This window comes from Alistipes sp. D31t1_170403_E11, from assembly GCF_015553985.1.
GTDB classification, from domain to species: domain Bacteria; phylum Bacteroidota; class Bacteroidia; order Bacteroidales; family Rikenellaceae; genus Alistipes; species Alistipes montrealensis.
On sequence record NZ_JADNHQ010000002.1, the window covers coordinates 597,906 to 624,084 of the forward strand.

Below are 26,179 nucleotides of genomic sequence, written 5' to 3' on the forward strand. Positions count from 1 at the left end.
GGACCTTTTTTCGTTATCTATTCGACCCGGGTGGGCGGCGGCCCCTGGTAGGAGCGTTTCATGCCGCCGAAGTCGAGCACGATCTTCTGGAGCACCGTGCCGGCGTCGCCGCACAGGATTTTCAGCGTGTGCCTGCCGGGCTTGCCGATGTGCAGCGTCGTTTTGTTCACCCGGCAGTTCCGCAGGACGCTTTCGTACCAGATTTGCGCATACTCGATCGACGAGGTCGAGGGATTCATCACCGGGCCTTCGTCGATCGAGACGCCGTACTGGGTTTCGAGGTTCGTCGCCTCGTGTCCGGCGTATCCCCGGTCGGCGCTGATCACGAAGGTCGGCAGTACGTAGGTGTAAACGTCGACCGAGCCTTGCTCGAAGGTGTAGAAGTCGTATTCCACGCCGGGGACATCCCGCCGCCGGGTATTTTGTTTCGCGGCCGCCGGGTCGCCCAACTGGATCGCCGCATTCTCGACGCCGAGGTTGGGGACGGGACGGATGCGGATCGCGTCGTTTTCGTGCTTGCGGTGGAAATTCGCCGCCGGGATCGAAATATACCCGTTGTGCTGGATATAGAGGCCTTCCACCTCCTCGCGGGAGGGCGAAGCGGGGTTGAAGACCGAAACTAGTACCAGCTCTTCGCCGCCGGCGCCGCGGAACGTTACGCTTCCCAGGACCCTTTCTCCGGCAGGAACCTGCTCCCAGTCGACCGAGACTTCGATCCGTTCTTCGGTGCGGGTCGTCCCTGCGCTCCGGCTCAGCACGATCCAGTCGTCGCTTGCCGAGGCGTTCCAAGATAGCGGTTCGGCCCCTTTGTTATAAACGTCCACAAAGTACGACTGCCTCAGGAACGTGTTGAACGCCGGCAATGCGTGGAAACTCCGCATGCCCTTCGTCACGTCCTCGCCTTCGACCGTGATCCCCAGTTCGGCCTGCCCGGCGAGCGAAGCGCTCCGCAATTCGGGCAACTGGAAATAGGAGGCGGCGAAACCCTGGTTCATCGTCATTACATGGTCCCACTTGCCGCCGAGCAGGGCGTTGTAACCTGCCGTGATTACCCGCAGGCTGTCGTGGCACATACGGCTCTCGGCGGCCAGCGATTCCGTCGCGGCACGCTGCTGCGTCGCATACAGACGGTTCTGCTGCCCGCTGAGCACCATCCGGTTGAGCAGTTCGCACGCCTTCACGGGGTAGTAGAGCACCTGGTAGAAGCATGCCTTGTTCTCCTCAGGCATTCGCTCCAGCAGCGAGGTTACGCGTCCGGCGATTTGGGTGTAGGCTTCCAGCCTCCGGTCGCCTTCGCGGTAATTGGCGAAGGAGAAGTCCGTGTCCGTGTTCCGCTCCTTGCCGTATTTGTCCGTAGCCCATTGGTAGCCCCAGCCCATGAATTCGGGTTTGCGGACGAATGCGAGGTGGTAGAACGTGTCGGCGATTTTCTGGAACTCGTCGAAATATTCCCGGCCCAGCAGGCCGCTCATCCACTCCGCGCGGTAGGTCGCGGCGCGCCGGAAATCGAACGAATCGATGTCATAAGCCATCGCCAGGAAGAAATCCACCGCAAATTCGCAGGATTTGATGTCGCCCGCATTCAGCAGCCATACACGGTCGGCCGTCGAATCGTAGGCTTTGCGCAGTTCTTCGTACATCAGTGTCGGCGAGGTGGTGTTCATCCACAGGTAGTCGTGGGGCCGGCCCAGGTAGGAAGAGTGGTAGTAGACGCCCGAACGTCCGGAGCGCCGCTGTTCCTCGGGACTGCTCAGCCGTTTCATGTAGCCGTAGTTGTCGTCGGGCCAGATGATCGTCACGTCGTCGGGGAGCTGCAATCCCCGGTTGTAAACGTCGAGAACCTCCTTGTAGGGTGTGAACACCTGCGGAATCTCTTCCGCGGGTTTGCCCAGCACGTCGGCCAGAATCTGCCGCTGCGCCAGCAGGGCTTCCTGCATGGTGGCTTTCCGCGCGTCGAGGTCCTCGCTGCCGGCCATCGCCCGGTCGTGCAGCCCCCGCAGGGCCAGCGTGTAGACGTTTTCATAAGGAGCCGATGTCTCGACGCGCTCTTTCAGCGCCCGGTCCACCCCCGCCTTGTTGTTGACATAATCCCATTCGCCCCTGGTTTTCGAATCCCATTCGCTGGCGGTGTTCAGCCCCAGCGGTTCGCAGTGCGACGAGCCGATCGCAATGGCATAGCGGTCGGCAATCGCCCGGTTCTCGGGAATCTTGTAAAATGCCGTCGTTGCGTCGTGCATCGCCGGGGCGAGGTAGTTGGCTTGCAGGCGGAGCAGCAGTTCGCACACCTTCTCATAGGTCTTCGGGCCGATGTTGCCCAACTCCTTTTCGAAGTTCTCCTTCGCCCAGCGGTAAAGCCCCCAGTCCTCGTCGTTGATGAAGATGCCGCGGTATTTTACCGAAGGGGCCGCCGACGTGTAATCCGCGACGCGCAGCGTCAGCCGTTCCCGGTGCTCCACCGGAGCGTCCGCCCACCAGTACCAGGGACTCACGCCGATGGCACGCGATACCGAGAGCAGTCCGTAGGCCGTGCCGCGGCGGTCGCTGCCCGCAATGACCAGCGCTTTGCGCAGTCCGTGGCCCGGACGGTCGACCAGCCGGAGCGTGTAGCGCTCCCAGCCGCCCTCGATGGCCGAAACGTCGAGTTTTTTCGCGGCGGCCAGTTCGTCGATCCAGCGGCTTTGGCCGACCGTTCCGACGATTACCGCATAGCGGGTCCCGGCGGGGAGTTCCTGTCCGGCGACGACCGGTATTTCACGGCCCGTTACACGGGCAACGTCCGCGGCGAAAAGTCCCGCGGCGGTTCCCACGACTGCGGCGTCCGCCGCATCGTAACAGACGGGGGAGCCGGAATCAGCAGTGACTAATTCGAAGTCGGTGCGGCCCGAAGCCCGTTCGGCCAGCGTTACCTGCGCTCGCAGCGCACCGGCCTGCAGGCACAGAAAAGTTAAGCATAATATACTTTTTCGCATCATTGTCTATTGTTTCCGAAAGTGAAAGAAAGGGCCCAAAGAACGCTTCTTTGGGCCTTTTCGTTTGCAGTGCGCCGGAAATCGGGCGGACCGACCGTTCGGCGCGGGGAATTATTCCGTGATCTTGGTTTGGAGACCGAGGTAGAACTCGTTGATCTGAATCGTGCTGCCCGGGTCAATGCCGCCGTTGTTCTTACCGCGCGCGCAGTAGAAGCCCAGGAACGGCGCTGTCGTGCTGACATCGTTCTGGCCGATGAAACGCAGGTAACGGTAGTTGTTCTCCGGGATCGCGATATTGTCCGTCAGCAGGTTCTCGTATACGTTCGGATCGGGCGTCAGCGCGATGTACTCGGCGAGAGTCTCGAAGTTCGTGCCGTCGTTGCTGCCCTCGATGCGGTTGAATCCCCACCAGCGGACAAGGATGTTCTTGTTGTTACTCGATTCCGGACGATGGCGGATCCGCAGGTAGTTGACTTTTTCCGGATTGTCGCCGCGGTCGACCTGGAACCAGATATCGGCTTCGGGGGTCCCGGAAAGGTTGGGACCGTTGTTGTACGATTTGCCTGGACGCACCAGTGACAACGTCGTATTCTCGTTGCCGTCGATGGCTGCGGTTGCGCTGCTTCCGATACTTGCGTCCTTACAAATGTCGTGTGAGAAGGTCATCGTCCAACCGCTGCGGTCGCAGTCTTCGGTGATGATCTTCACGACCCGGACGGTCATGGAGGCCGTCAGTTCCGGACCTGCATCGGCGTGACGTTTGGGTACGGCGGTGATGACCGTCTTGCCGATCTTGAGGGCGTGGAGCATGCCGTTTTGGTCGATCGAGGCGACCGTCGGATCGGATGAGGAGAAGATAACGCTCTCGTTCTGGTTCACGGGCAGGGTCGAAAGCAGGGACGCGAGGTCCAAAGCGTTTCCTCCGAGTTCCATCTCTTTTTCGCCGGCCGTAAATACCAGCGACTCGATGTCGACCGGAATCTGGTCAACGACCGTCACCGTAAAGTAGGTTTCGATGCCGCCCACATAGATCGAGATCATGCTGATACCGGCCTTCTGTGCTGTTACGATGCCCTTCGGGCTGATCGTCGCCACTTCGACGTTTGATGAATAGAAGAGTTCCGCCAGGTCGGTGGCGTTTACGGGCAGCACCTTTACTTTCAGCGAAACATCCATTGTTTTGCCGACTTCCATGACCAGGCCGCCGCTCAGCTCCTCGTCGAGCGTGACGCTTTCTACGGGGACCTCCATCGTTCCCGGTTCGGGTACATTGTCCTCACAGCCGACGCCCAGCAGGGCCGCCGCGGCAAACAGACAAATACTTATCTTTTTCATAATTGAAATGTAGTTTTTTCGGTTAAAGATTCCTGACTCCGGCGACCGTGTCTCCGGCCGTCGGAGCCGGAAAGTTTATTCCCCCGTGTTTTCTTTTTCGCGGCCGAAGTAAAGCTCATTGATCTGGGCTGTATTTCCGGTCGGGTTGAAGCAGTTCTTGTCGCTGACGAATTTCAGGTAGCGGTATTCCGACATGGGAATCCGGACGTTGCTCGTTTCCTGGTTCGCCAATACGGCCGACTGGCTCTCGAAATTGACATCGGCGGCAATCGGCGTAAAGTTTTCGCCGTCGTTGCTGCCCAGAATCTCGACGAACTTCAGCCAGCGGGTTCCGAAATCGGGCTGAGTCGTGGAGATGTGCCGGATGCGGAAACAGTTCACTTTGCGGGCGCTCTGCATGTCGACCACAAACCAGATCTGGATGTCGGGCTGCGACCTCAGATCCACGCCTCCGGACATCTTGCCGGGACGGGTCTGGCCGAAATTCGACTTCCCGTTCGCGTCACCGTCGAAAGCGGCTGTTTTGCTGTTATTCGTGGGTGTCGTGGGCAATTTATGCGAAGTCGCGCTGATTTCCCATCCCGTGCGGTCGTAATCGCCGCAGACGATGACCTTCACTTCTCCCTTCACGGCGGCGTGGTTCCGGGCCGATGCCGTGATGGTTGCTTCACCGACTTTCAGACACGTAACCTTACCGTTTTCATCGACCGTCGCTACCGATGTGTCGGAGGATGCGAAGACTACGCCTTCGGTGTGATCTGCGGGCAGGATCGTCATCAGCGGCGCCAGGTTCAGTTCCGAACCGGATTCCTTGAACTCGACCTCTTCGCTCGCGTTTGTGAACGCAATCGAAGTAATGACTACGGTCTCTTTCTCCACATTGAGTTCGAACGACGCCTTGACTCCGTCGACCTCGACGGTGATGGTCGTTTTTCCTTCCGAGAGCGCCTTGATTTCGCCCGTATCGCTGACGGTGGCAACCTCCGGTTTCGACGAATCGTAACTTTCCGCCTTGTTGGTGGCATTTTCGGGTGCGATCGTCGCTTTGCCTGCGATATTGAGTACTTCACCGATGATCATCGTGACGCCCTTGGTCAGTTCTTCGGGCAGGGTGACCGTTTCTACGGCGACTTTCTCGACCGTCAGGCCGAAGCGGGCCGACTTGCCGTCGACGGTGACCGTAATGGTCGTTTCGCCGACTGCAATTGCCGTTACGATGCCTTCGTCGCTGACCGATGCGATCATCGGAACCGACGATTCGTAGCTCTCTTCCGTGTTCGTGGCATTGCCCGGCGTGATCGTGACCTTGCCGGCAATGTCGAGTTTTTCACCGACCTTCAGCGTTACGCCGTCGGTCAGTTCGTCGGGAAGCGTAATCGTCTCGACGGGAATCTTCTTCGCTTCGACCTTCACCTCGAAATGCGAGTGTTTGCCGCCCACACTGATGGTAATCATCGCCAGACCGGGGTCGACGGCCTTCACGACGCCCGATTCGTCGACCGTGACGATCTTCGTGTCGGACGACTCGTAGGATTCGGTCTTGTCGGTGGCATCTTCGGGAAGCACGGTCACTTTGCCGGCGATGTTCATCGTTTGGCCGACCTCCATCGAGACGCCGCCGCTCAGCGACGCATCCAGGGCGATCGCCGAGACGGGAATCACCTTGTCCGCGTCGGAACTGTCCTCGCAGCCTGCACCCAACAATGTGGCCGCTGCGAACAGGAATATACTGATTTTTTTCATTGTCATAAGTTTTTCGGTTTACATAGGTCTACCAGCCGGGGTTCTGCACGAGCAGGTCGCTGCGCTTCATCTCGTCCAGCGGAATGGGGTAGAGGTAGTTTTTGTTCTTGAAGACGCGGGTCTGCATCTTCGTGCGGGTGTAGTAGGCGGGCTGGGGCTGATCGACGTTCATGCCGGTGAAATCACCGCCCTGACCGCCTTCGCCGGGCGCCTTGTCGGCGATCATCCAGCGGCGCACGTCGAAGTAACGCTGTCCTTCGGTGGCCAGTTCGATGCGGCTTTCGCGGCGGATGGCCTCGCGCTGCAACGTCTGGTTACCCTTGATGGCGGGATTGAGTACGTCCAGGTCTTCTACTCCGGCGCGCCGGCGCACCAGGTTGACGTATTTAAGCACGTCGTCGTTGCCCGGATCCACCTCGTTGAGCATTTCGGCATAGAGCAGGTAGAACTCCGCCAGGCGGAAGATAATTACCGGACGGTACTTTGAGGTTACAGCGCCCGAGATGTTCCCGCCGTAGACGGTGCGGTTCATACGCTTGTAGAGCATATAACCCGTCAGCGGGGCGCCGTCGGCCACCGAGTTGTCGTCTTTGCCGCCCCGGTAGAACTGGATTTCCTGATTGCTCATGTGCCACTTCATGCCCGAGAAGGTGACGGTGTTGTAGAAACGGGGCTCGCGGTCGATGTATATTTTCGACACCGTAACGCCGTTGTAGGTTCCCATCTCGGTTTCGTTACCGGGGTAGAGCTCCGATTTGTCCAGGAACGAGGTAGCCTTGATGGGTTTGCCGTCCTTCATGTAGAAGTCGTCGACAAGCTCCTGCAAAACGTGTAAACCGCCCTGTCCCTGGGGCTGCGAACGCGGAGTTGCGAAGGTGTCGAAGGCCTGGTCGCCCAGTTTACCCCACGAGTTGGTCGACGTGGCCCAGATAATCTCCGTGTTATACTCCTGGAAGAGTTTGTAGAGGTCGTCGGCCGGATTGCCCGTGTTGAGGAGTGCATAGCGGTTGCCCTGCTCGGCATAGTCGAGCAGATCGCGCAGGCGGTCCACCGCCGTCTGCAATTTCGATTCGTCCCGGTCGGGGAAGAGCCGCTTGCCGTCCTTGTTGGTCAGCGCCACGGCCTCGGGCCAGCCGCCGTTGAAGAGCGGGCTGGCCGCATAAACCCACAATTTCGCACGCAGCGCCAGCGCGGCGCCCTTGGTAGGCACGGCGCGCAGGTTCTCCGTGTTATGGTAAGGCTCCTGCGCCATCTCCTCCATGCACTCTTTCAACTCCCGGTCGATGAATTGGATCACTTCGTCCAGCGAGTTGCGCGGAAGGTCGAGATCGTCTCCCAGTTCCATCGAATGGTCGACGATGGGAACCGGTCCGTAGAGCTCCATCAGGTAGTAATGGTAAGCCGCACGCATGAAGCGGACGTTGGCCTTGTAGAGCTTGATTTCGTCTTCGGTCAGACGGGCGGCGTCGGGACCGCCTTCGTCCACGATGGCATGTGCCCGCTCCAGGAAGATATTGGCCTGGCGGATACTCTCATACAGTGTGTTCCAGCGCTGCGAGTTGCCGTTGGCCGAGTTCCATTCGGTGTACTTGCCCGCATTGTTGGCCAGTCGCGTATAGATTTCGTCGGCATACGCGGTCCAGGGATTGCCCATCGGGCTGCTCGTAACCCATACGGCCGAATAATCCGGACGGTTGTTGAAGACCTGCGAATACCATTTTTTGGTACGGTCGACATTGCTGAATACCTGCGAAATGTCGGAGATGCCACCGGCCAGCTCGTCGGACACGTCGAGGAAGCTGCACGACCAGACCGTGCAGGCCAGCAGTCCGATGGAAAGTATTTTTACAAATTTCTGTTTCATAGTTCGTTCTCCTTGATTAGAAGTTCACTTCGATTCCCAGCGTAAAGGTGCGCGACATGGGATAACTCATACCCTGGTTGCGGTTGCCCTGTTCGGGGTCCCAATACTTGATGTCGTCCCAGACGCAAAGGTTGTTGCCCAGCATGTAGACGCGCACGGCGTCGAGCCGGAGTTTGCGGAGGAAGGTCTTGGGCAGGTTGTAGCCTATTTCGAGGTTCTTGAAGCGCAGGAAGTTGCCGCTCCGGAGCCACCACGTACTGGGTTCCTTGTTGACGTTGTGGCTGTAATGGCTGTGCAGACGGGGCATCGTAACGTCCTGGCGCGGATTGTCGGCCGTCCAGCGGTCGAGGAACAGCGTGCGGTAGTTCGACTTGTCCTCATACCAGTTGAAAGGCCAGAAGTGGTTGTTGCCCGAGGCCAGCAGCACCGACGAGTTGCCCGTGCCCTGGAAGAAGGCGCTCACGTAGAAGCCTTTGTACTCGACGTTGAGGCCGAAACCGTAGTTGATTTCGGGGTTGTAGGGATGTCCCACGCCGCGCTTCTTGTCGTTGCTGTCGATCACGCCGTCGTGGTTCAGGTCGGCGTACTTGATGTCGCCCGGGCCGAGGGTTCCCTGCAATGCGTTGCGCGGAAGACCCGGACGCAGTTCGTAGGAATAGGTCCCGTTGGGGTTCTGCGTGCGGATGAAGTCATCTTCGGTGTAGAGACGCTCGGCAATGTAGAGCGTGTTCTCGTTCACGCGCGTGCCGGTGATCCGCTGGTAGTCGTAGAGCTGTTTCAGTTCGTCGTACTCGACGATCTTGTTGCGGGCGAAAGTGAATGTACCGCGGGCGCTGACGCGGACTTTGCCGAAGTCGTGGCGGGCGTTCAGGCTGGCGTCGACGCCCCAGTTGTCCACGATGCCGTAGTTCTGCCACGGTTTGGCGTGGAAGCCGGCGACGCCGGGGATCGTGTTGCGTTCGAGCAGGATGCTTTTGCGGCGGTTGTTGAAGTAGTCGGCCGTCAGTTCGATCTGGTTGTCGAAGAAGCCCAGGTCGACGCCGACGTTACGTTTGGTTTCGATCTCCCAATGGATGTCGTTGTTTATGAAACGCAGGTCGTAGATACCGGCGCCCATGCCGTTCGAGGCCGAGGTTCCGATGCCCTGGTTGAAGGTGTGGCCCTCGGTGTTGAACGTTGCGCGGTAAAGGAAACGGTCGGTTCCCGTGTCGTCGTTACCCGTGCGACCCATCGAGAGGCGGATTTTCGCGTTGTTCATCACCTTTTTCAGTCCTTCGGGGTAGAATTTCTCGTTGGAGACGAAATAGCTCAGACCGACTGCCGGGAAGAATCCGAAACGGTTTTTCTTGGCGAAAGTCTCGCTGCCGGTATAGCCGAAACTACCCTCGATGAAGTAGCGGTTGTCGTACGAATAGGTCACGCGGCCCACGATGCTCTGTTTGCGGTAGGGAAGCACCGGATCGTTCTTCTGCTGCTCTTTCTGCATGTAGAGAATCATGGCGCTGACGTTGTGGACGTAGTTGAAGACACGCTGGTAATTGATGGCGCCTTCGATATAGATTTTACGCAGGTAGCTCGTCGAGGTGAATTTGGGGTCCACGATTTCGGGCGATCCCGACGCAGTCGTGGTGAAGACCAGGTTGCCGTCGGCATCGCGGCCGCTGGCGTGGTAGAGACTCGGCCAATAGTCGCGCAGCGTCTGCGAACTGCCGTCGTAGTCGAAGCTGACGCTTCCGCGGGCGCTCAGGCCCGGGGTGATGAATTTCAGGTCCTGCTCCAGTTTGATGTTCGACTGGATCTTGACGCCCCACTCCTGGCGGTAGCCCTGGTTGTAGAGCATGTTGTAGGGGTTGCGGTTGTTCGAATCGGCCTGTTTCTCGTAGGAGGCCAGCGTGCCGTCGCTGTAAATGGCCGGAAAGAGGTACGACGGCGTGTGGAGCATGAAACTGAAGATGTCGTCGGCCGAACGGTTGGCCGTGCGGCGGTGTACGTACTGTCCCGAGAGGTCGACGCCCAGGCGCGTGGTCTTGCTCACTTTCAGGTCGATGTTGCTGCGCAGGTTGTAACGCTCGAAGCCGAAGTTGCTGTCATACTTGCCGTTGGGGTTCTCCTTGAAGACGCCGTCCGACTGGAAATAAGCCATCGAGACGAAATATTTGGCGTTCTCGGCGCCGCCGCGGAAATTGAGCGTGTAGCGCTGGCTGTGCACCGCTTTCTTGACCAGTTCGTCGATCCACTGCGTATTCGGGTAAAGGTCGTTGTCCGCGCGGTCGCGGTAGAGTTGGATTTGCGCAGAACTGAAACTGGGGGTGAGTCCGTCGTTGAACCGGGCTTCGTTGGCCAGTTCGAGGTAGTCCCACGAGTCGACGAACTCGGGAAGGCGCTGCGGCGAGGCGACCGACTGCTCGATGCGGAACGAGATTTTTGGTTTGGAGATCGTACCGCGCTTCGTGGTTACGAGAATGACGCCGTTGGCGCCCTCGGCGCCGTAGACGGCTGTCGCGGCGGCGTCCTTGAGGATGCTGAAGGTCTCGATCTCGTCGGCCTCGATGTTGTTGATATCACGGGGGATTCCGTCGACGAGCACCAACGGGTTGGTTCCGCCCTTGAAGGTGCTGATACCGCGGATCCAGAATTCGGCGTCGTCACGTCCCGGTTCGGCGCTGCGCTGGATGCTGATCAGGCCGGCGAGCTGTCCGGCGAGGTTGCTCGTCAGGTTGCTCGACGACGACTGCATCAGGTCGCGCGACCCGACGGTGGCGATCGAACTGACCATCGCCTGGCGTTTCTGCTTGCCGTAGCCCACTACGACGACCTCTTCGAGCAGGTCTGTGTCGGATTTGAGTTTGACGTTGATCACTTCGCGGCCGTCGGTCGGCAGGGTCTGCGACAGGTAGCCGATGTAGCTGACCGTGATCTGCTGTTTGGGCAGTACGTCGATGACGAAAAGTCCGTCGGTGTTGGTCGTCGTTCCGACGTTGGTGTCCTTGATGTAGACGGTGGCGCCGACCAGCGGCGATCCGTCGGTGTCGGTGACGGTTCCGGTGATGCGTCGTTTTCCCGGTTGTGCGGAGGCGCCCTGTGCATATGCAGCGCCGACGTTCACCGACAGGAACAACATAAGAAGCAGGGCAAGGCTTACGCTTTTCAGGGTTCTGGCGCGCCCGATGCTTGTTTTATAAAAATTTGCCATACGGTTTTAGATGATTGATGATGATAATTCGGGGTTGTTCGGGCTGTGGAGCCCGCGGTCCGGGAGGAGGGTTTCGTCCCGGACCGAATGTTCCTTCATTCGGTCTGCTGTGGTTTTTTCATAGGCTTGCAGGAGAGTTTTAGGTTTGTTTTCGAGATGTTTATTTTTGTTCGTTTGCCAGTTCGGTCAGTGCGTAGGCGCACCACATCACGGCAGCCTGTCCGTGCAGGTCGCCGGTGTATTTTTCCCGGTCGCGGTAGTAGGCGTAACTCGAGCCGGCCCCGGTTCCGCAGCAGACGTTCCGGATTTCAAAGTCGGTCCGCAGATAGGTCTGGAGTCCCAGCCAGCCTTTGCGGGCCACGGCGCCGTAGGTTTTCTCGTCGAGCCAGCCGTTCTTCACGCCGAGGATCATCGCGTAGGTGAACATCGCCGATCCGGAGGTCTCCTCCCACATGTCGCCCTGGTTGGGATAGATCAACTGCCCCCACAGGCCGCTGTCGTACTGATAGGCGCTCAGCGTGGCCATCATCTTTTTGTATTCGGCGAGTATCCGGCTGCGGTAGGCGTCGTATTTCGCATCTTTGGGGAGCATCCGCAGCATCTCGGGCATACCCACGGCCATCCATCCGTTGCCGCGGGCCCAGAAGAATTTGGCGGTGGGTGCGTGGTAGAAGACTCCGTTCTCGCCCGGCAACTGGTCGAGGTAGAGGATCATCTCCTTGGCAGCGCGTTCGATATACTTTTCGTCGCCCGTAGCCAGGTAAGCCTGTGCCTGGAGCGCCGTGATCATGAACATGTCGTCGATCCACAGGCGCGTCTGGTACGAATAGCCCTGGTCGTGCCATTTTTTTGCATTGGGCAGTTTCTCGGTGTATTTCGTGTCGGTCGGCAGTTCCCACTGCTGGTCGGCGTAACGAAGGCCCAGGTCGAGGTACTTTTTGATGTCCTTTTCGGCCGCGCCCCGCTGTTTCTTGACGTAGTAGATGTGGAGCGGCACAGCACCGAAGATGTTGTAGTCTACGGCATTGTTTTCCGTGCGGGGAATCTTCGTCACGAGGCTCTTGTTGGGCTCGATGCTCTTGTCGTCCACTTCGAGGAACTGGTCGAATTTTGCTACCAGGCGGTTGAACAGGTCGTTGTTCCCCGATGCTTCGGCATACCAGAACGCTCCCAGCCAGGCGCAGATGTCGGGATAGGAGGTCAGCGTGCTTTTCGAACTGGAGTGCATGTCGCCCCAGTTGGAGTTTCCCGAGCGGATGAAGAGTTCCACGACGCCTTCGCCCACGGTCTTGGGGTCTTTCCGGTCGGGAAAGTTGACCAGGTCGTAATCTTCGACTCCGGGCGTCGGGTCGGGCGTAGGCTTGGGTTTTACGCCCGTGCCGGTGGTCGCCTTTTCGGTGCACGCCGCCAGGCACAGCCCGGCGAGGGTGATTCCGAGGAGGACTGATTTCAGGATTTTGCTCATAATGGGATTTGTTTACCGGTTCGGGGCCAGTTTATACGGTTTCACGTCGCAGGAGAGCGCATAGGCGCACCACAGCAGGGCGGCCTGTCCGTGCATGTCGCCGGTCAGGCGGCGGCGGTTCTGGTACCACTCGGCGCTGTTTTTGGCGCCCGTCCCTTCGCAGACGTTGCGCAGGTTGTCCTGCTCGTCGAGGTAGGAGAGCAGCGTGATCCACGCTTTGCGGGCAGCCGTGCCGTAGATCTTCTTGTCCAGCCAGCCGTTCTTCACGCCGAGGATCATCGCATAGGTGAACATCGCCGTCGAGGAGGTCTCCTTCCACGAGTTCGGGTCGTCGATGATCTGCCGCCACATGCCGTCGTAAGCCTGGTAGCGCAGCAGCGTCTCCATCATCTGCCGGTAAGCCTTTTCGACGCGCGGACGATAGGGGTTGTCCTTCGGGAGCATCCGCAGCATCTCGGCCATGCCGACAGCCATCCATCCGTCGCCGCGGCCCCAGAAGAAGGGCGTGCTGGTGTGGTGGTAGAAGAGTCCGTTGGGGCGCTGGATGCGGTCGAGGTAGAGCGCCATTTCGCGGGCTGCACGGTCGATGTATTTCTTATCGCCGGTGACCAGGTAGGCCTGGGCCTGCAGGTCCGTGATCATGAACATGTCGTCGACCCAGAGGCGCGTCTGCCACGAGTAATCCTGTTCGGCGTACTGCTTTGCCTCGGACAACTGTTTGTAGTGCTGCGGGTTCTCGGGGAGTTCCCACTGGCCGTCGGCGTACTTCATACCCAGTTCCAGGTATTTCGGATCGTGGTTGCGCTTGTAAATCTCCAGGGGCACGGCGCCGAAGACGTAGAAATCGACGACGTTGTGGGCCTTGGGGAACAGCTCGGGCTGCAGGTTCTTCTGCGTGGTGAACAGCGGTTCGAAACGCTCCACGAGCCGGGTGTAGAGGCTGTCGTTGCCGGTTCCCGTGGTGAACCACAGGGCGCCCAGCCACGCGCAAACGTCGGGGTAGGTGATCAGCGTCACCTTGTATTTCGATTTGATGTCGCCCCAGTGCGAATGCGGGGTCTGGAGGTAGCGCTCGGTGAGCCTCACGCCGATCTCTTCGGGTTGGCAGCCTTTCGGGAAATGCTTCAGGTCGTAGCTTTTCTGCGCCTGGACATTCGAGGCCGTTGCGAGCAACAGCAGGGTCTGTGCAACTAAAATAAACTTTTTCATGCGGTTTTCGGTGGTATTATTCAGTTTGGTTTACGAATACGGTGGTGTTTAGAGGGTTTCTCCCGAAGGCAGCAGCAGGGATTCGCCCCATCCGGCGCCGGTCCCGAAGTCGGGCGTTCCGTCGGCGTTCCACGTGAATTTCTCGACGAAGGGGTAGCGTTCGCCCCAACCGCCGTCGGAATAGCGCATGGCGTGATAGACGATCCAGTCCTCGGTTCCGTCGGGCGACTTGGTGAAGGTGCAGTGGCCCAGTCCGTTGACGCCCGATACCGGGTCTTTCGTGTTGTCGCAGCGCCAGAAGACGTAATTGCTCGACTTCTGCCAGTCGCCGGGGTTCATCGGGTCGCCGCTGTTCATGTCGAGCATCAGCCACGCCAGCCGGTAGTTCTTGGTCCACGAGGGATTGCAGGAGTAGACGATGAAGAGTTTTCCCTTCGCCTCGTTGATCAGCACGGCGGGACCCTCGTTGATTTGCCGTCCGTCCATTGTTTCCCAGGACTGCGTCGGGGTCGAGATTTCGACAAGCGACGAGGAGATGGTGTAGGGGTTCGACATCTTGGCGATGCGGATCTGCTGGATGCTGTTGGTCTTTTCGTTGCCCGACCAGACGGCATAACGCTGTCCCTTGAGCTCGAACGTCGTCAGGTCGATCGCATATTCCGTATTCTCGATCGTGGGTTTGATGCCGGGCTGGTAGTTGTCTCCCGTGTAGAGCATGCCCATGTCTTCCCATTCGCCCAGCGGGTCGTCGGTCTTCGAGCGGAGCGTGCCGCTGCGCTGCGTGGCGTACCCTTCGATTCCGTCCTGGCCGCGGCGTCCGGCGGCGTAGTAGACATACCAGCGGTCGCCGATGTGGAACAGTTCGGGCGCCCAGAGGTCGGCGATGTTCCACGGCTTGGTGGGACCTTCGTAGGGCAGGCTCCACTTCTTGGTGGTGCTGTTGATCATGGTGAGCCGCGTCGAGCGCGAGATGGCGATGCCGTTGCCGCTCGCCTTGCAGGTGTAGTAATAATCGCCGTCGCGTACGATATACGGGTCGGGCATCGTCGCGATATTGCCCCCGATGGTGATGGGGTTGGTGAAGGTCAGCGCCGACTGGGTGACAGCCACCTCGACGGGGTTGACCCCGTCGGCGTTGAAACGGACGATACCCGTGCGTTTCTCCGTGTCGTTCGCTTCGAAGGAGATGCGGACCGCCAGGTCGCCTTTGCCTTTGCTGCGGTCTACGCTGAGCCATTTGCTGCGCGGTTCGGCGGTCCATTCGGCATTCGACGAGATAAAGACCTCGAACGAACCGGAGCCGTTGCCCACCATCTTCTCGCTGAAGCTGACCCGCAGGTACGACTTTCCGGTGTTACTGCTGCCGGAATCGTCCTTGCTGCAGTTGTTGCAGCACAACATCATCGTTCCGACGATCATAAAAATGCTGAAAAAGGAGAGTTTGTGTTTCATATACGCTTTCGTGTTGGTTATTGGATTATTTCGAAGTGGTTTGTAACCGGCGTAACCATTCGCGCCGGGTGGTTTTGCCGTCTGCCGTTACCTCGCGCCCCGCGAGCGAACTCCACAACCGGGCCGTGCTTTCGTCCGTCACGCGGTCGAGCCCGGCTTCCCATTCGGGGAAAAAGCCCCGCAGCGCCAGCCGCTGCGCTTGGGCGTAATCGGGATCGCCGGGTTTCATATCCCGCAGGTAGACCAGCGTCACCCCGTGGCGGAGCAGCCGTCCCTGCAGCGAATCCGCCGCAATCCCGCGAACGTCCGTCCGGGCGTCGATGGCCAGCGCCGCGGCTGTCCCGGCAGCTTCGCCCAGGGCCATCCAGCAGGGTTCCATGCGCAGGGTCGAGAATCCGACGTGGCTGCCCGAAACGGCTGTCGGGAAGAGCAGGTTTTCGATCTTCCGGGGGACCATCACGCCGTAAGGAACCGTATAGACGGCCGTCGGGTGGCTGAAAAAACCGTCGAGGTGTATGCGCCCCGCCTCGCGTTTGCGCACGGCGTGCGAGTCGAGGGCATAGTGGCTTGCGGTAACCGAACTGCTGTGGAGCGGCGGACGCTTCCCCTCGGCTTCGGGCAGGGCGTCTTTGGCGGTGAAAAAATAGCAACCCTCCAGCCGCCGGCCTTCGCGGACGTATACCTGGCGCGGAAATCCGCCGTTGTCGCGGTATTCGTCGGCGGCGAGGCCCCACCGTAGGCACTCTTTGCGGAAGTGCGCCGGCAGCGACTCGTCGTGCTGGGCGAACCACAGCAGGCCCAGCGTGTAGTCGCGCAGGCGCCGGGCGAAGCGGTCGCGCCACGCCCAGCCGGCGGTCGGCCACGGCCAGTTCTCTTCGGGCAGGTCGGTGGAAATAAGCGCGAGGTGTTGGTTGTTGGCGTCCGTCTTGGCGTTGGGCAGCCGGGTCATACTCGTCACTTTGGCCATCCCCCATGCGTCGCCGGGAGCCGAGGTCCGCTCCCCGGCTTCGATGCGCCGGCGGTTCCGGGCGATCGTCGCCGAATCTGCGTTCCGGTAACGGGCATCCGTGTTGCGGCCGTCCAGTACGTCGCCGACCAACGACGCGAACTCTTCACGGTCGTAGTTTTCGGGTTTGGGGACGGCCAGCCGGTTTTGCGGGTCGTCGGTCAAACAGAGGCGGTAGTTGTAAGCCTGGATGGCGTCGTCGCCCTCGTAGGTCGTGCCCTCGGCGTCGGGGCCGTGTTTCCACCAGCGGTAAATCTTCCCGGCGCACGGTTCGCCGTATTCGTCGGCCCCTTCGCGTCCGGTCCGGAACGGAACCCCGGCTGCGGCGCCCAGGTCGCCCTCGTAGGTCGCGTCGATGAACACCGCGCCGCGGTAGTGCTCCTCCCGGCCCGTCGTACGGTCGAGGATACGGATCGAGACGATCCGCTCGCCCCGCTTCTCGACGTAGCGCGCCTCGGCGTCGAACTGGCGGCCGGTCAGGACCGTAATCCGTCCGGGGCCCGCCTCGGCGAGCATTTGCCGGAAACTCTCTACGGCTACCGAAGGCTCGAAATGGTATCCGTCGCTGCAATCGCGCGCCTGCGGGGAATCCGCGCCGTATTTTTCGGTGTAATGGGCTTTGTTCAGCGCCACGAAGCGGGCGAACAGTCCCGTTGTAGCGCCCCGTGTAGCTATGTCCGTGGCTCCCAGTCCGTTGGCCGGGAGTCCGCCGATGTGGGCCGAGCGTTCCAGGATGACACTGCTTTTTCCTTCGCGTGCGGCGGCGATGGCGGCGGTGATCCCTGCGGGAGTTCCGCCTACGATCACTACGTCGTAGGAGCGTGTGCGGGCCTGGGTTCCCAGGGCCAGCACGAGGAAGAGGATATGCAGCGAAAGTTTCACGGGCGTTTGATTTTGACCTTGAATTCGCGCGTGTCGAGGTTGAAGCCCCGCACGACGAGCGTGTATTCCTCCCCGGGGAGTTTGTCGAGCGCCGTTTCGATGCGGACCGTCCGGCTTTCGCCCGGCATCAGGCAGAGGAAATTATCGGTGTAGAACGAGGGACGTACGGGCTTGCGCCGCTCGTCGAGCCACTGAACCTGCGTGAAGAAGGCGACTGTGCGGCCCGTGTTTTTCAGCCGGAGGTCGATGTAGTGGTTTGTGTTGTCCGCCGAGGTTTGATAAGCCGCGGCGACTTTGGTTTTGGCGAGTTTCCCGAGCGACTGGAATCCCGCCGTCGCCGGGCCGGTGAGCGTGTTGGCTCCCTTGTATTCGTTGTCCGAACGCCAGTAGAAGTTGTCGCCCACCTGTTTGCCGCTCTCGTCGAAGAGTTTGAGTTTGATGAACTGCACCGGGGTCTTCGACGCCGCGAAGTTCAGCGTCAGCACGTCGTTCGCAACCCCGTCCTCGGGGAGGTCGACCACTGCCGACTGCGCATCGATGCGCCGCATGTCGAGGTCGTAGACCTCGGCCGAGACCTTGTAGTTGCGGTAGGCGCGGTAATGGTCGTTGACCACCGAAACCGTGTTTTTCAGGTAGTCGAACTGCGGGTGGAGGGGTTCGCAGGCATTCTGTGCGGCATAAAGCGCTGCGGTGGGTTCGAGCGACCAGTCCCACATGCGTCCGGCTACCTGGCGCATGGCCGAATTGTGATACCAGTAAAGGAATCCCGAGGTGTAGCGGTCGCCGTAGCCGAGTTTGTTGTAATTCCAGACCTCCCAGATGCTCTTGTAATTCATCGCTCCCAGGAACTGCGCCTTTTCGGCAAACTCCTCGATGCTCTTCGAGGGGCCGTATTCGTTGGTCATGTCGGTGTAGAGTGTCGACATGAGGTGGAAGCCGTTGCCGTCGGAGTAGTCCCAGACCTCTTTGTTGATGGGCCACAGGTCCTTGTCGTCCATCATTTCGCGCAGGCATTCGACCGTCGGCAGGCACGGGGCGCCGTATTCGGGATTGAAGCCGTAGACGCGGCTGCCGCGCGGCGAAGCCTTGTCTTCGTAGTGGCTCATGATGTTGACCTGCTTGTAGGGGCTGCCGTCGTGGATGCCGCCGCATTCCGACTGCATCTGGTAGCCGCGCGTGCCGTCGAGGCGCGCCAGCAGCCGCTCCGTCTGCGGCATCTCCGTGCTCTCGTTCGAGGAGACGTAGTAGGCCAGCGATGGATGGTTGCGGATGCGCTTCACCGTCGAAATCACGTTCGAATAGTAGATGCCTTCGTCGTTGGGGTGGTTGGTGTCGCCCGTCATCCAGAACTCCTGCCATACGAGGATGCCCAGCGAGTCGCAAAGCTGGAAGAAATAGTCCGATTCGGTGATGCCGCCGCCCCAGAAACGGATGAGGTTCACGCCCGACTGGGCCGTGTAGCGCAGTTCGGCGTAGGTGCGTTCGTCCGACGTGCGGAGCATGGCCTCCGGCAGCCAGTTCGTGCCTCGGATGAAGAGCGGTTTGCCGTTGATGCTGAACGTGCGCGAACGGTCCGGCGTGGCGGTCGTGGAGGCGATTTCCCGGATGCCGAAGCGCGTCGAAATCGAGTCGCTGACCTTGCCGTCGAATTCTACTTTCAGCGTCAGGTCGTAAAGTTCCTGTTTCCCTTTGTTCAGCGGCCACCACAGGCGCGGGTTGCGGATCACCAACTGCGGGAACTCCTCGGGGGTGAAAACCACCTCTTTCACTTCGCCGCGGTAGAGTGACACCTCCTTTTCGAAGCGGATGCCTTCGCCCCGGATTTCGCCGCTGACCTTGGCTTTGCGCCAGACGTTCTGCGGAATGTAGTCGGGATAGGCGACTTCGACCGAGACGGTCTGGCGCGCCACGTCGTAACCGGGCTTGGAAAGTTCGGATTTTACGAAGGGATGGGCCAGGCGGACGCGTCCGGTGGCGAACAGCGAGATGTCGCGCCAGATGCCGGTGTTGCGGTCGCGGATGCCGTCGAGGTAGAAGAAATCCCAGCCTACGGTCATCAGTTGCGTCACGTTGCGGCCGATCTCGCCGTTGCCGCCGTTCTGGAACTCGCCGCTGGCGCCGAACGACTTGCCGCCCTTGGGGCGGATCGTGCCGGGCATGTCTACGGGATAGACCTTTACGGCCAGGACGTTCGCTCCGTCGAACGAGACTTTGTCGGTAATGTCGATCACGCGCTGCTGGAACATGCCGGCCGTGTTGCCCACCATGTTGCCGTTAAGCCATATTTCGGACCGGTAGTTGATTCCGTCGGCCTGAAGCCAGATTTTTCGTCCGCCGTATGCCTTTTTGTCGAGCCGGAACTCGGTCCGGAACCAGTAAGTGTAGAAATCCCGTCCGACGCGGTAAAGATCGGGGATAAGCTCCGATTCCAGTTTGTTGTTCAGCCCGTAGTAAGGTTCGGGATAGACTCCGTCGTAAACCAGTGAGTTGAGCACCGTTCCCGGCACTATTGCCGGCAGCCAGTCTTCTGTTGTGAGTTTGTCCGTGGAAACCTCCTCCGAGCGGACGCCGACTTCGCCGGCGCGCTTCATTTTCCAGACGAATTGCCCGCCGTGGCCGTCCGCCGAAGTCAGGGTGTGGATGTACTCGCGCTCTTTCTGCGCGGTCTGTGCCGGTGCGGCGATCGGGATAATGAGGAAGAGAAGCGGTAGTATTCTTGCCATTTTTCAGTCGTTTTTAGTTGGCGAAAAATGTCGTCACGCGGTCGGGGCTCAGCATTTGCCAGAGCGACGCTACGGTCCAGCCCGGTGCGAAGATGTCGTTGTAGAAGCCCTTGCCGTTCTTGCCGTAATCCCAGGCGGTATGCTGCACGACTTCGGGGTAGTAGCCCGCGCGGCCGATTTCGAACATCGACCCTTTGACGGGCATCAGTTGGAGCATCGAACTTCGGATCACGGCACTCATGCGGGCGAAGCGGGGTTCGCCGCACTCTTTGGCCAGGAAGTCGAGCACTGTCGCGAACTCGAAGATGAAAACGTCGATGTGGTTGTTCTCGACCGACACGTTGCCCCAGCCGCGCGAGCGGAATCCCACGTCGCCGAGCATCTGACCCTGTGCGAAGGGCACGTCCCACAGGTAGTACCACGAGAGGGCGAAGTAGGCCGCCTCGCGGCACAGGTCGATGTAGTGCTGCCGCTCCTTGCCCTTGGCGACGAATGTCAGGTAATACATCGCCGTCGAGGCGTAGAGCGACGCTTCCTTGTCTTCACAGTTGGCGTCGAGCGTCGAAGAGAAATAGTCGGCTTTGGAGATCAGGTTTTTTTCCAGGTAATCGGCCGTGTGCCGGGCGCTTTTCCGGTAGGCCGGGGCTTTGAAATAGACGGATGCCATCGTCAGCGGCAGGGTGGCCGAAGGCGTACTGCCGCCCGAAGCGTCCACCACGCTCAGGTCGTCCCGGAATTTGCGGGGGAAACTGCCGTCGGGGTTCTGGAGCGTCAGGAACTTTTCCAATAGGGTCCGGATGCGGGCTTCCCATTCGGGATGGCTGCGGCCCCGGCGTTTCTCGTAGTCGAGGTAGTTCAGTATCGCATAGATGCCTTCGGACTGGCGGCGGATGCTGTAAACGTCCGCTTCCCGGTTGCGTTTGAAGTCGACTACCTCGCGGAAAAGTCCGCCGGGCGTGAATCCGTATTGCAGGTAGCTGTCGAAGATCGACCTGGCGTTTGCCGCGAGCTCCTTCCGCCCGTTGGCTTCGCCGTACTCCAGCGCATTGAAGGCGTTCAGCAGGACGCGGCCCACGAACCCGATCTCGGCGATACCCGTGCTTTCGCAGTCGGCCGTGCGAAGTTCCACGCCGGAGGTGTATTTGAGCGGATAGTCCCCGACGTAGCTCTGGACGAAATATTCGGCCAGTATGCTTTTGGCCTCGGCGGGGGTGTAGCGCGATTCGACGGGACGGGGGCCGAGCGTGTCGAAGGAGTCGTCCCAGACTTGGGCGACGAACGACGAGTAGGAGGGGCTGCTGCCTTTGCGGATCGTCCACGTCAGGCGGCGAGTTTCGCCTTTTTCGAGTTTTTCGAATGCCTGGACCGCCGGGGCGAGCGTCAGCTTGCGGATGTAGGATTTCGGAGCTTCGCTGTACGGGAATCCGAAGACCAGCGCGGCGTGCGTGTCCGCGTTGCGGAATCCGGTGAATCCCAGCGACGTTTCGCCCGAGAGGATGACCTCCCCGTAATTGTGACAGGCGAGGGCCTCGCGGTCGGGCTTATCCGTGCGGAGCACCGTGTAGTAAGTTCCGGATTCCTCGTCGTAGATACCCGTGAGGGGTGTGCTGAGGCGGTCTTCGCGGACCTGCCAACTGTCGCTGGTGTGGAACGAAGGAGCCGATTTGGGCGACCGCAGGTTCTTGTGATACCAGAACCCGGGCATGTAGAAGAGGCAGTTTTCGTGAATGAGGCCGGTGCGGAATAACTGCTCTACATTATAATATAGAAGATCGTTCGCCGTCAGGGTGAGTACGATCCTGATTTCGTTGTCTGTTTCTGTTTTTTGCCGCCGGATGGTCAGCGGCAGTTCTTGGTCAGCCTCTAAATTCCCCCCCCCCCTCGGCTGCGGATTCGCGCAGCTCGTGGGTTATGGCCGGATTACCCGGGGTCTTCAGCGTGATTCGCTGTGACAGGCGGCCCTCCATGGCGAAGGTTTCACCGGCGATTGCGCAAAATGCAGACAGAATAAAGAAGTACTTTTTCATAGGTTCCGTTCGAACCGGCAGCCATTTTCGGCGTGCCGTTTTAAGTTAGGTGAGTTTAGTTGGAACAAAGGTATGAAAGGGAAAACCGGAGTGAGAAAATATAGTCGCTATTAACACAAAAATTATCTCAATTTTGTCTTGTATCCGGTTAAAAAGGAATTCTTAATTTGTGTATATTGCTTATTGTTAATGTGTTGTCTATTTAATCAGTCTCGGGGCGTCCTGTCCGGGGCGCTCCATTTGTGATTTTATTTACCTATATTTGTTTCACCAACCTGAACTTCGTATGGGAAAATTTTATCCGTTTGTCCTTGCATTTTTCTGTGCCTGCGGCCTTTTTCCGGGCCGGGCGCAGTCGATCCATTTCGATCGGCTGGACATCAACGACGGATTGTCGCAAAATACGGTCGCCTCGATCATCCAGGACGATAAGGGCTTCATGTGGTTCGGCACGAAAGACGGATTGTGCCGCTACGACGGGAAGTCGTTCAAGACCTTCATGCACGATCCCCGTCTCAAAACCGGACTGGGGAACAGCCTCATTAAATCGCTCGTCCAGGACCACGATCACAAAATATGGGTCGGCACAGACTCGGGGCTTTACATCTATGATCCCGAACTGGAAAGTTTTGCCGCCGTGCCGCTTTACGACGACGACGGGAAGCCGATCACCAAGCCTATTCCGATTCTGGACTGCGACCGGGAGGGCCGCGTCTGGATCGTCGTGGGGAATAACGATGTCTTCTGCTACGATCCCCACACCCGCCTGATCGAATGCCGTTACAAACCGCGGACGACCCTGCGCAGCCTCACGACCGACAAAAACGGGGTCATCTGGTTCTCCGGCTACGGCGGGGGCCTCTACTGGACCGAGGATGGGTTCGAGCATGTAAAGCCGTTCCTCGACGCCGGCGGACAGGAGATTTACCCCAAGGACATCATCTCCTACATCTGCCTGAGCGACTACAACCGGATGTATCTCGGACTGGAGGAGCACGGTGTGGCGGAGGTGGATCTCGTTACGAAAACGGTTACCCGCCTGCGGCTGTCGGACAACCCCGATGCGCCGCTGTTCGTGCGGCATATCCTCCAGTATTCGGCCGACGAGTTGTGGATCGGGACCGAGTCGGGAATCGTCGTTTACAACGTCCGCACCCGGCGTTACCAGCATCTCCAGAGTTCCCTTTACGATCCCTATTCGCTTTCGGACAATGCTGTTTACTCGCTTTACAAAGACCGGGAAGGCGGATTGTGGATCGGTTCGTTCTTCGGGGGCATCAACTACCTGCCCCAGCGGAATTCCGATTTCGACAAGTACTACCACACCGATGCCGTACACAGCCTTCGGGGGCGGCGCGTGCGGGAGATTTGCCCGGGCAACGACGGAAGGCTCTGGGTCGGTACGGAGGACGCCGGGCTTTACACGTTCGACCCCGCGACCCGGTCGTTCGACTTCTTTGCTCCGAGCCGCGATTTCTCCAATGTCCACGGGCTGCTGATGGACGGGGACGATCTGTGGGTGAGTACGTTTTCGAACGGTATCCGGGTGATCGACACCAAGACCCGCCGTATCCGCAAATACGATAACGACAACAAACCGGGCCGTCTTTTCAGCAACTACGTTTTTGCGCTCTGCAAGACCAACAGCGGGCGCATCTACGTGGGAACCATGCACGGATTGCAGTATTACAACCGGGAGACGGACCGTTTCCTTCATGTTCCCCAGATCAACGGCGGCAAGATGGTCAACGACATCCGGGAGGATTCGAACGGAAACCTCTGGGTGGGAACTTTGTCGAACGGCGTCTACCTCTACGATGTGCGCAACGATGTCTGGTCGCAGTTCCTGCACGATGCAGGCAATGAAAATTCGCTTCCTTACGACAATATCACGAGTATTTTCGAGGACAGCAACAAACAGATATGGCTCACCACCGAAGGCTCGGGATTCTGCCGGTTCAATCCGGCCGGAAAAACCTTCGTCCGTTACAGTTCTTCCGACGGAATGCCCAGCGATGTCGTTTTCCAGATCATCGAGGACAACCAGGGCTATTTCTGGATCACGACCGACCGGGGGCTGGCGCTGTTCGATCCCCGGACCGGGAGCGTCAGGCGGGTCTATACCGTTACCGACCGCCTGCTGAGCAACCAGTTCAACTACAAGTCGGGTTACAAATCCGAGGAGGGGATCATCTATTTCGGCTGTATCGAAGGCCTGATCTCCTTCGATCCCGAAACGCTCGTCAGCAACAGGACCGACTACGTGCCGCCGATCTACATCACGGGTTTTTCGCTGCTCGACGAGGAGGTCGTCGTCGGGGGCCGGAACTCCCCGCTGCGCAAAAGCATCATCTATTCGGATTCGATCCGCCTGAAGCACGACCAGAACTCCTTGTCGCTGCAAATCGCCGCCCTGAGCTACCGCGAGCCGCAGACGGACCGCCTGCTCTATAAACTCGAAGGTTTCGACGACCGTTGGCGGCAGTATTCGCCCGGGAGCGCCACGATCACCTATTCGAAAATCCCCTACGGCAAATACAGTTTCCGGGTCCGGTTGGCCGACGGAACCGGCAAACCCGGTCCGGGGCCCGAAAAACGGCTCTTCATCGAAGTCTCCCCGCCGTTTTACCTCTCCCTGGCGGCTTATGTCGTCTACGGACTGATCGTGCTGGGTGGCCTGGCACTGGTTTACGTCTACTATTCGCGCCGTAACATCCGCCGGCAGCAACAGCATATCCAGACCTTCGAACGGGAGAAGGAGCGGGAGCTTTACAATGCCAAGATCAGTTTTTTCACCAATATCGCACACGAGATACGCACTCCGCTGACGCTGATCAAAGGGCCGCTGGAGAACATCCTGGCCCGGCCGACGGTCGACCGGGGCATGGCCGAGGACCTGATCGTCATGGACCGCAATACCAACCGGCTGCTGGACCTTACCAACCAACTGCTCGACTTCCAGAAGATCGAGAAGGAACATTTGTCGCTCAACCTTGCGCGGCATAACGTGTCGGATATCGTCGAGGAGACGTTCTACCGGTTCAGCTCCTCGGCCAAGCAGCAGCACAAGACCTTCGAACTGGAATTGGGCAGCGGAGAGGCCTGCGCGCAGATCGACAAGGAGGCCTTCACCAAAATCCTGAGCAACCTGTTGAACAACGCCCTGAAATATTCTGAAACGCTGATCCGGGTCTGCCTGACGGTGCAGGACACTACGTTCCGGATCACGGTGACCAACGACGGCGAGGTCGTACCTCCGGAGATGCGCGAGGCTATCTTCGCCCCGTTCTTCCGACATACCCGGAAGAGTGAATCGACCGGAACGGGGATTGGCCTGGCATTGGCCCGCTCGCTGGCCGAACTGCACCACGGTACGCTGGCCATGGGCGCCGACACGGATATCAACGAATTTATCCTGACTATCCCGCTTTGCCGGCAGGATGCTGCGGACGCTGCGGATGTCGCTTTGGAGGAGAACCCCGAGAACATTCCCGACGAGCGGGGTGACCTCGGCTGGGAGGCTTACAGCATCCTGATCGTCGAGGACAATCCCGAGATGTGCGCTTTCATCAAACGGCAGGTGTCCGACGGTTACTCGGTACTCACGGCCGAAAACGGCGTCGAGGCGCTGGAACTGCTGGAAAAGAACTACATAAACCTGATCATCTCCGACATCATGATGCCCAAGATGGACGGCATCGAGCTTTGCCGGCGGGTGAAAAACGACTTGCGTTACAGCCATATCCCGCTCATCCTGCTCTCTGCGAAGACGAACCTCCATTCGAAGATTTCGGGCATGGACGCCGGGGCCGACGCCTATGTCGAGAAGCCGTTTTCGTCGGATTACCTGTTGTCGGTGATCGCCAACCTGATCAAGAGCCGGCAGAAACTGAGCGAGGCTTTCTCGAAAAATCCGCTGGTGCTGGCCAACACCATGGCGACCTCCTCGGCGGATACGGATTTCATCCTCAAATTGCAGGAGATCATCCACGCCAACCTTAACAATCCCGAGTTCAAGATCAACGACATCGCCGAGATGGTGCACATGAGCCGGGCGAGCTTCTACCGCAAGATCAAGGGTGTGCTGGACATGACCCCGAACGACTACCTGCGGCTCGAACGCCTGAAAACCGCGGCCCGACTGCTCAAGGACAAGCGTTACCACATCAACGAGGTCTGCTATATGGTCGGTTTCAGTTCCACGTCCTACTTCGCCAAATGTTTCCAGAAGCAGTTCGGCGTACTCCCGAAGAAGTTCGTGACCGATACCGAGCAGTAGCCCAGCGGGCGGTATGTATTTGCAAACCGCAT

11 protein-coding genes and 1 pseudogene are annotated in these 26,179 nt (G+C 59.2%); 1 reads left to right on the forward strand and 11 read right to left on the reverse strand.

Features of this window, described 5'->3' with window-relative positions:
• Positions 1–17: 17 nt before the first annotated feature.
• The 11 genes and pseudogenes from I2E69_RS05770 to I2E69_RS05820 form a co-directional block, all read right to left on the reverse strand.
• On the reverse strand, positions 18–2,969 hold the full coding sequence (locus tag I2E69_RS05770; RefSeq protein ID WP_195460082.1) for a glycosyl hydrolase 115 family protein: 2,952 nt from the start codon (positions 2,967–2,969) through the stop codon (positions 18–20).
• Positions 2,970–3,080: 111 nt separating this feature from the next.
• Entirely contained in the window at positions 3,081–4,304 is a 1,224-nt protein-coding gene (locus I2E69_RS05775) for an Ig-like domain-containing protein (RefSeq protein ID WP_195459792.1), read from the reverse strand.
• A gap of 75 nt (positions 4,305–4,379) precedes the next feature.
• Positions 4,380–6,047 carry an Ig-like domain-containing protein gene (locus I2E69_RS05780; protein ID WP_195459795.1) on the reverse strand — a complete coding sequence of 556 codons (1,668 nt, stop codon included), beginning with the start codon at positions 6,045–6,047 and terminating at the stop codon, positions 4,380–4,382.
• Between the two features lie 28 nt (positions 6,048–6,075).
• Positions 6,076–7,911, reverse strand: a complete 1,836-nt coding sequence (locus I2E69_RS05785; protein ID WP_195459798.1) for a RagB/SusD family nutrient uptake outer membrane protein — start codon at positions 7,909–7,911, stop codon at positions 6,076–6,078.
• A gap of 16 nt (positions 7,912–7,927) precedes the next feature.
• A complete protein-coding gene (locus I2E69_RS05790; RefSeq protein WP_195459801.1) occupies positions 7,928–11,104 on the reverse strand; it encodes a SusC/RagA family TonB-linked outer membrane protein in 3,177 nt (1,058 codons plus the stop codon).
• A gap of 160 nt (positions 11,105–11,264) precedes the next feature.
• Positions 11,265–12,569, reverse strand: a complete 1,305-nt coding sequence (locus I2E69_RS05795) for a glycoside hydrolase family 105 protein (protein ID WP_195459804.1) — start codon at positions 12,567–12,569, stop codon at positions 11,265–11,267.
• 12 nt (positions 12,570–12,581) lie between these two features.
• Positions 12,582–13,778, reverse strand: a complete 1,197-nt coding sequence (locus I2E69_RS05800; protein ID WP_195459807.1) for a glycoside hydrolase family 105 protein — start codon at positions 13,776–13,778, stop codon at positions 12,582–12,584.
• Positions 13,779–13,826: 48 nt separating this feature from the next.
• Positions 13,827–15,230 (reverse strand): family 43 glycosylhydrolase, encoded by a 1,404-nt coding sequence (locus tag I2E69_RS05805; RefSeq protein WP_195459808.1) that lies wholly within the window; start codon positions 15,228–15,230, stop codon positions 13,827–13,829.
• A gap of 25 nt (positions 15,231–15,255) precedes the next feature.
• Positions 15,256–17,118: an FAD-dependent oxidoreductase gene (locus tag I2E69_RS05810; protein ID WP_195459812.1), complete on the reverse strand. Its 1,863-nt coding sequence runs from the start codon at positions 17,116–17,118 to the stop codon at positions 15,256–15,258.
• On the reverse strand, positions 17,115–19,841 hold the full coding sequence (locus I2E69_RS05815; RefSeq protein ID WP_195459815.1) for a glycoside hydrolase family 2 protein: 2,727 nt from the start codon (positions 19,839–19,841) through the stop codon (positions 17,115–17,117). Before I2E69_RS05815 ends, I2E69_RS05810 begins: the two co-directional genes overlap by 4 nt.
• 13 nt (positions 19,842–19,854) lie before the next feature.
• Positions 19,855–21,808: pseudogene (locus tag I2E69_RS05820) on the reverse strand (hypothetical protein).
• A 346-nt stretch (positions 21,809–22,154) separates the two neighbouring features.
• Here I2E69_RS05820 and I2E69_RS05830 point away from each other — a divergent pair.
• A complete protein-coding gene (locus I2E69_RS05830; RefSeq protein ID WP_195459825.1) occupies positions 22,155–26,147 on the forward strand; it encodes a two-component regulator propeller domain-containing protein in 3,993 nt (1,330 codons plus the stop codon).
• Positions 26,148–26,179: the final 32 nt, after the last annotated feature.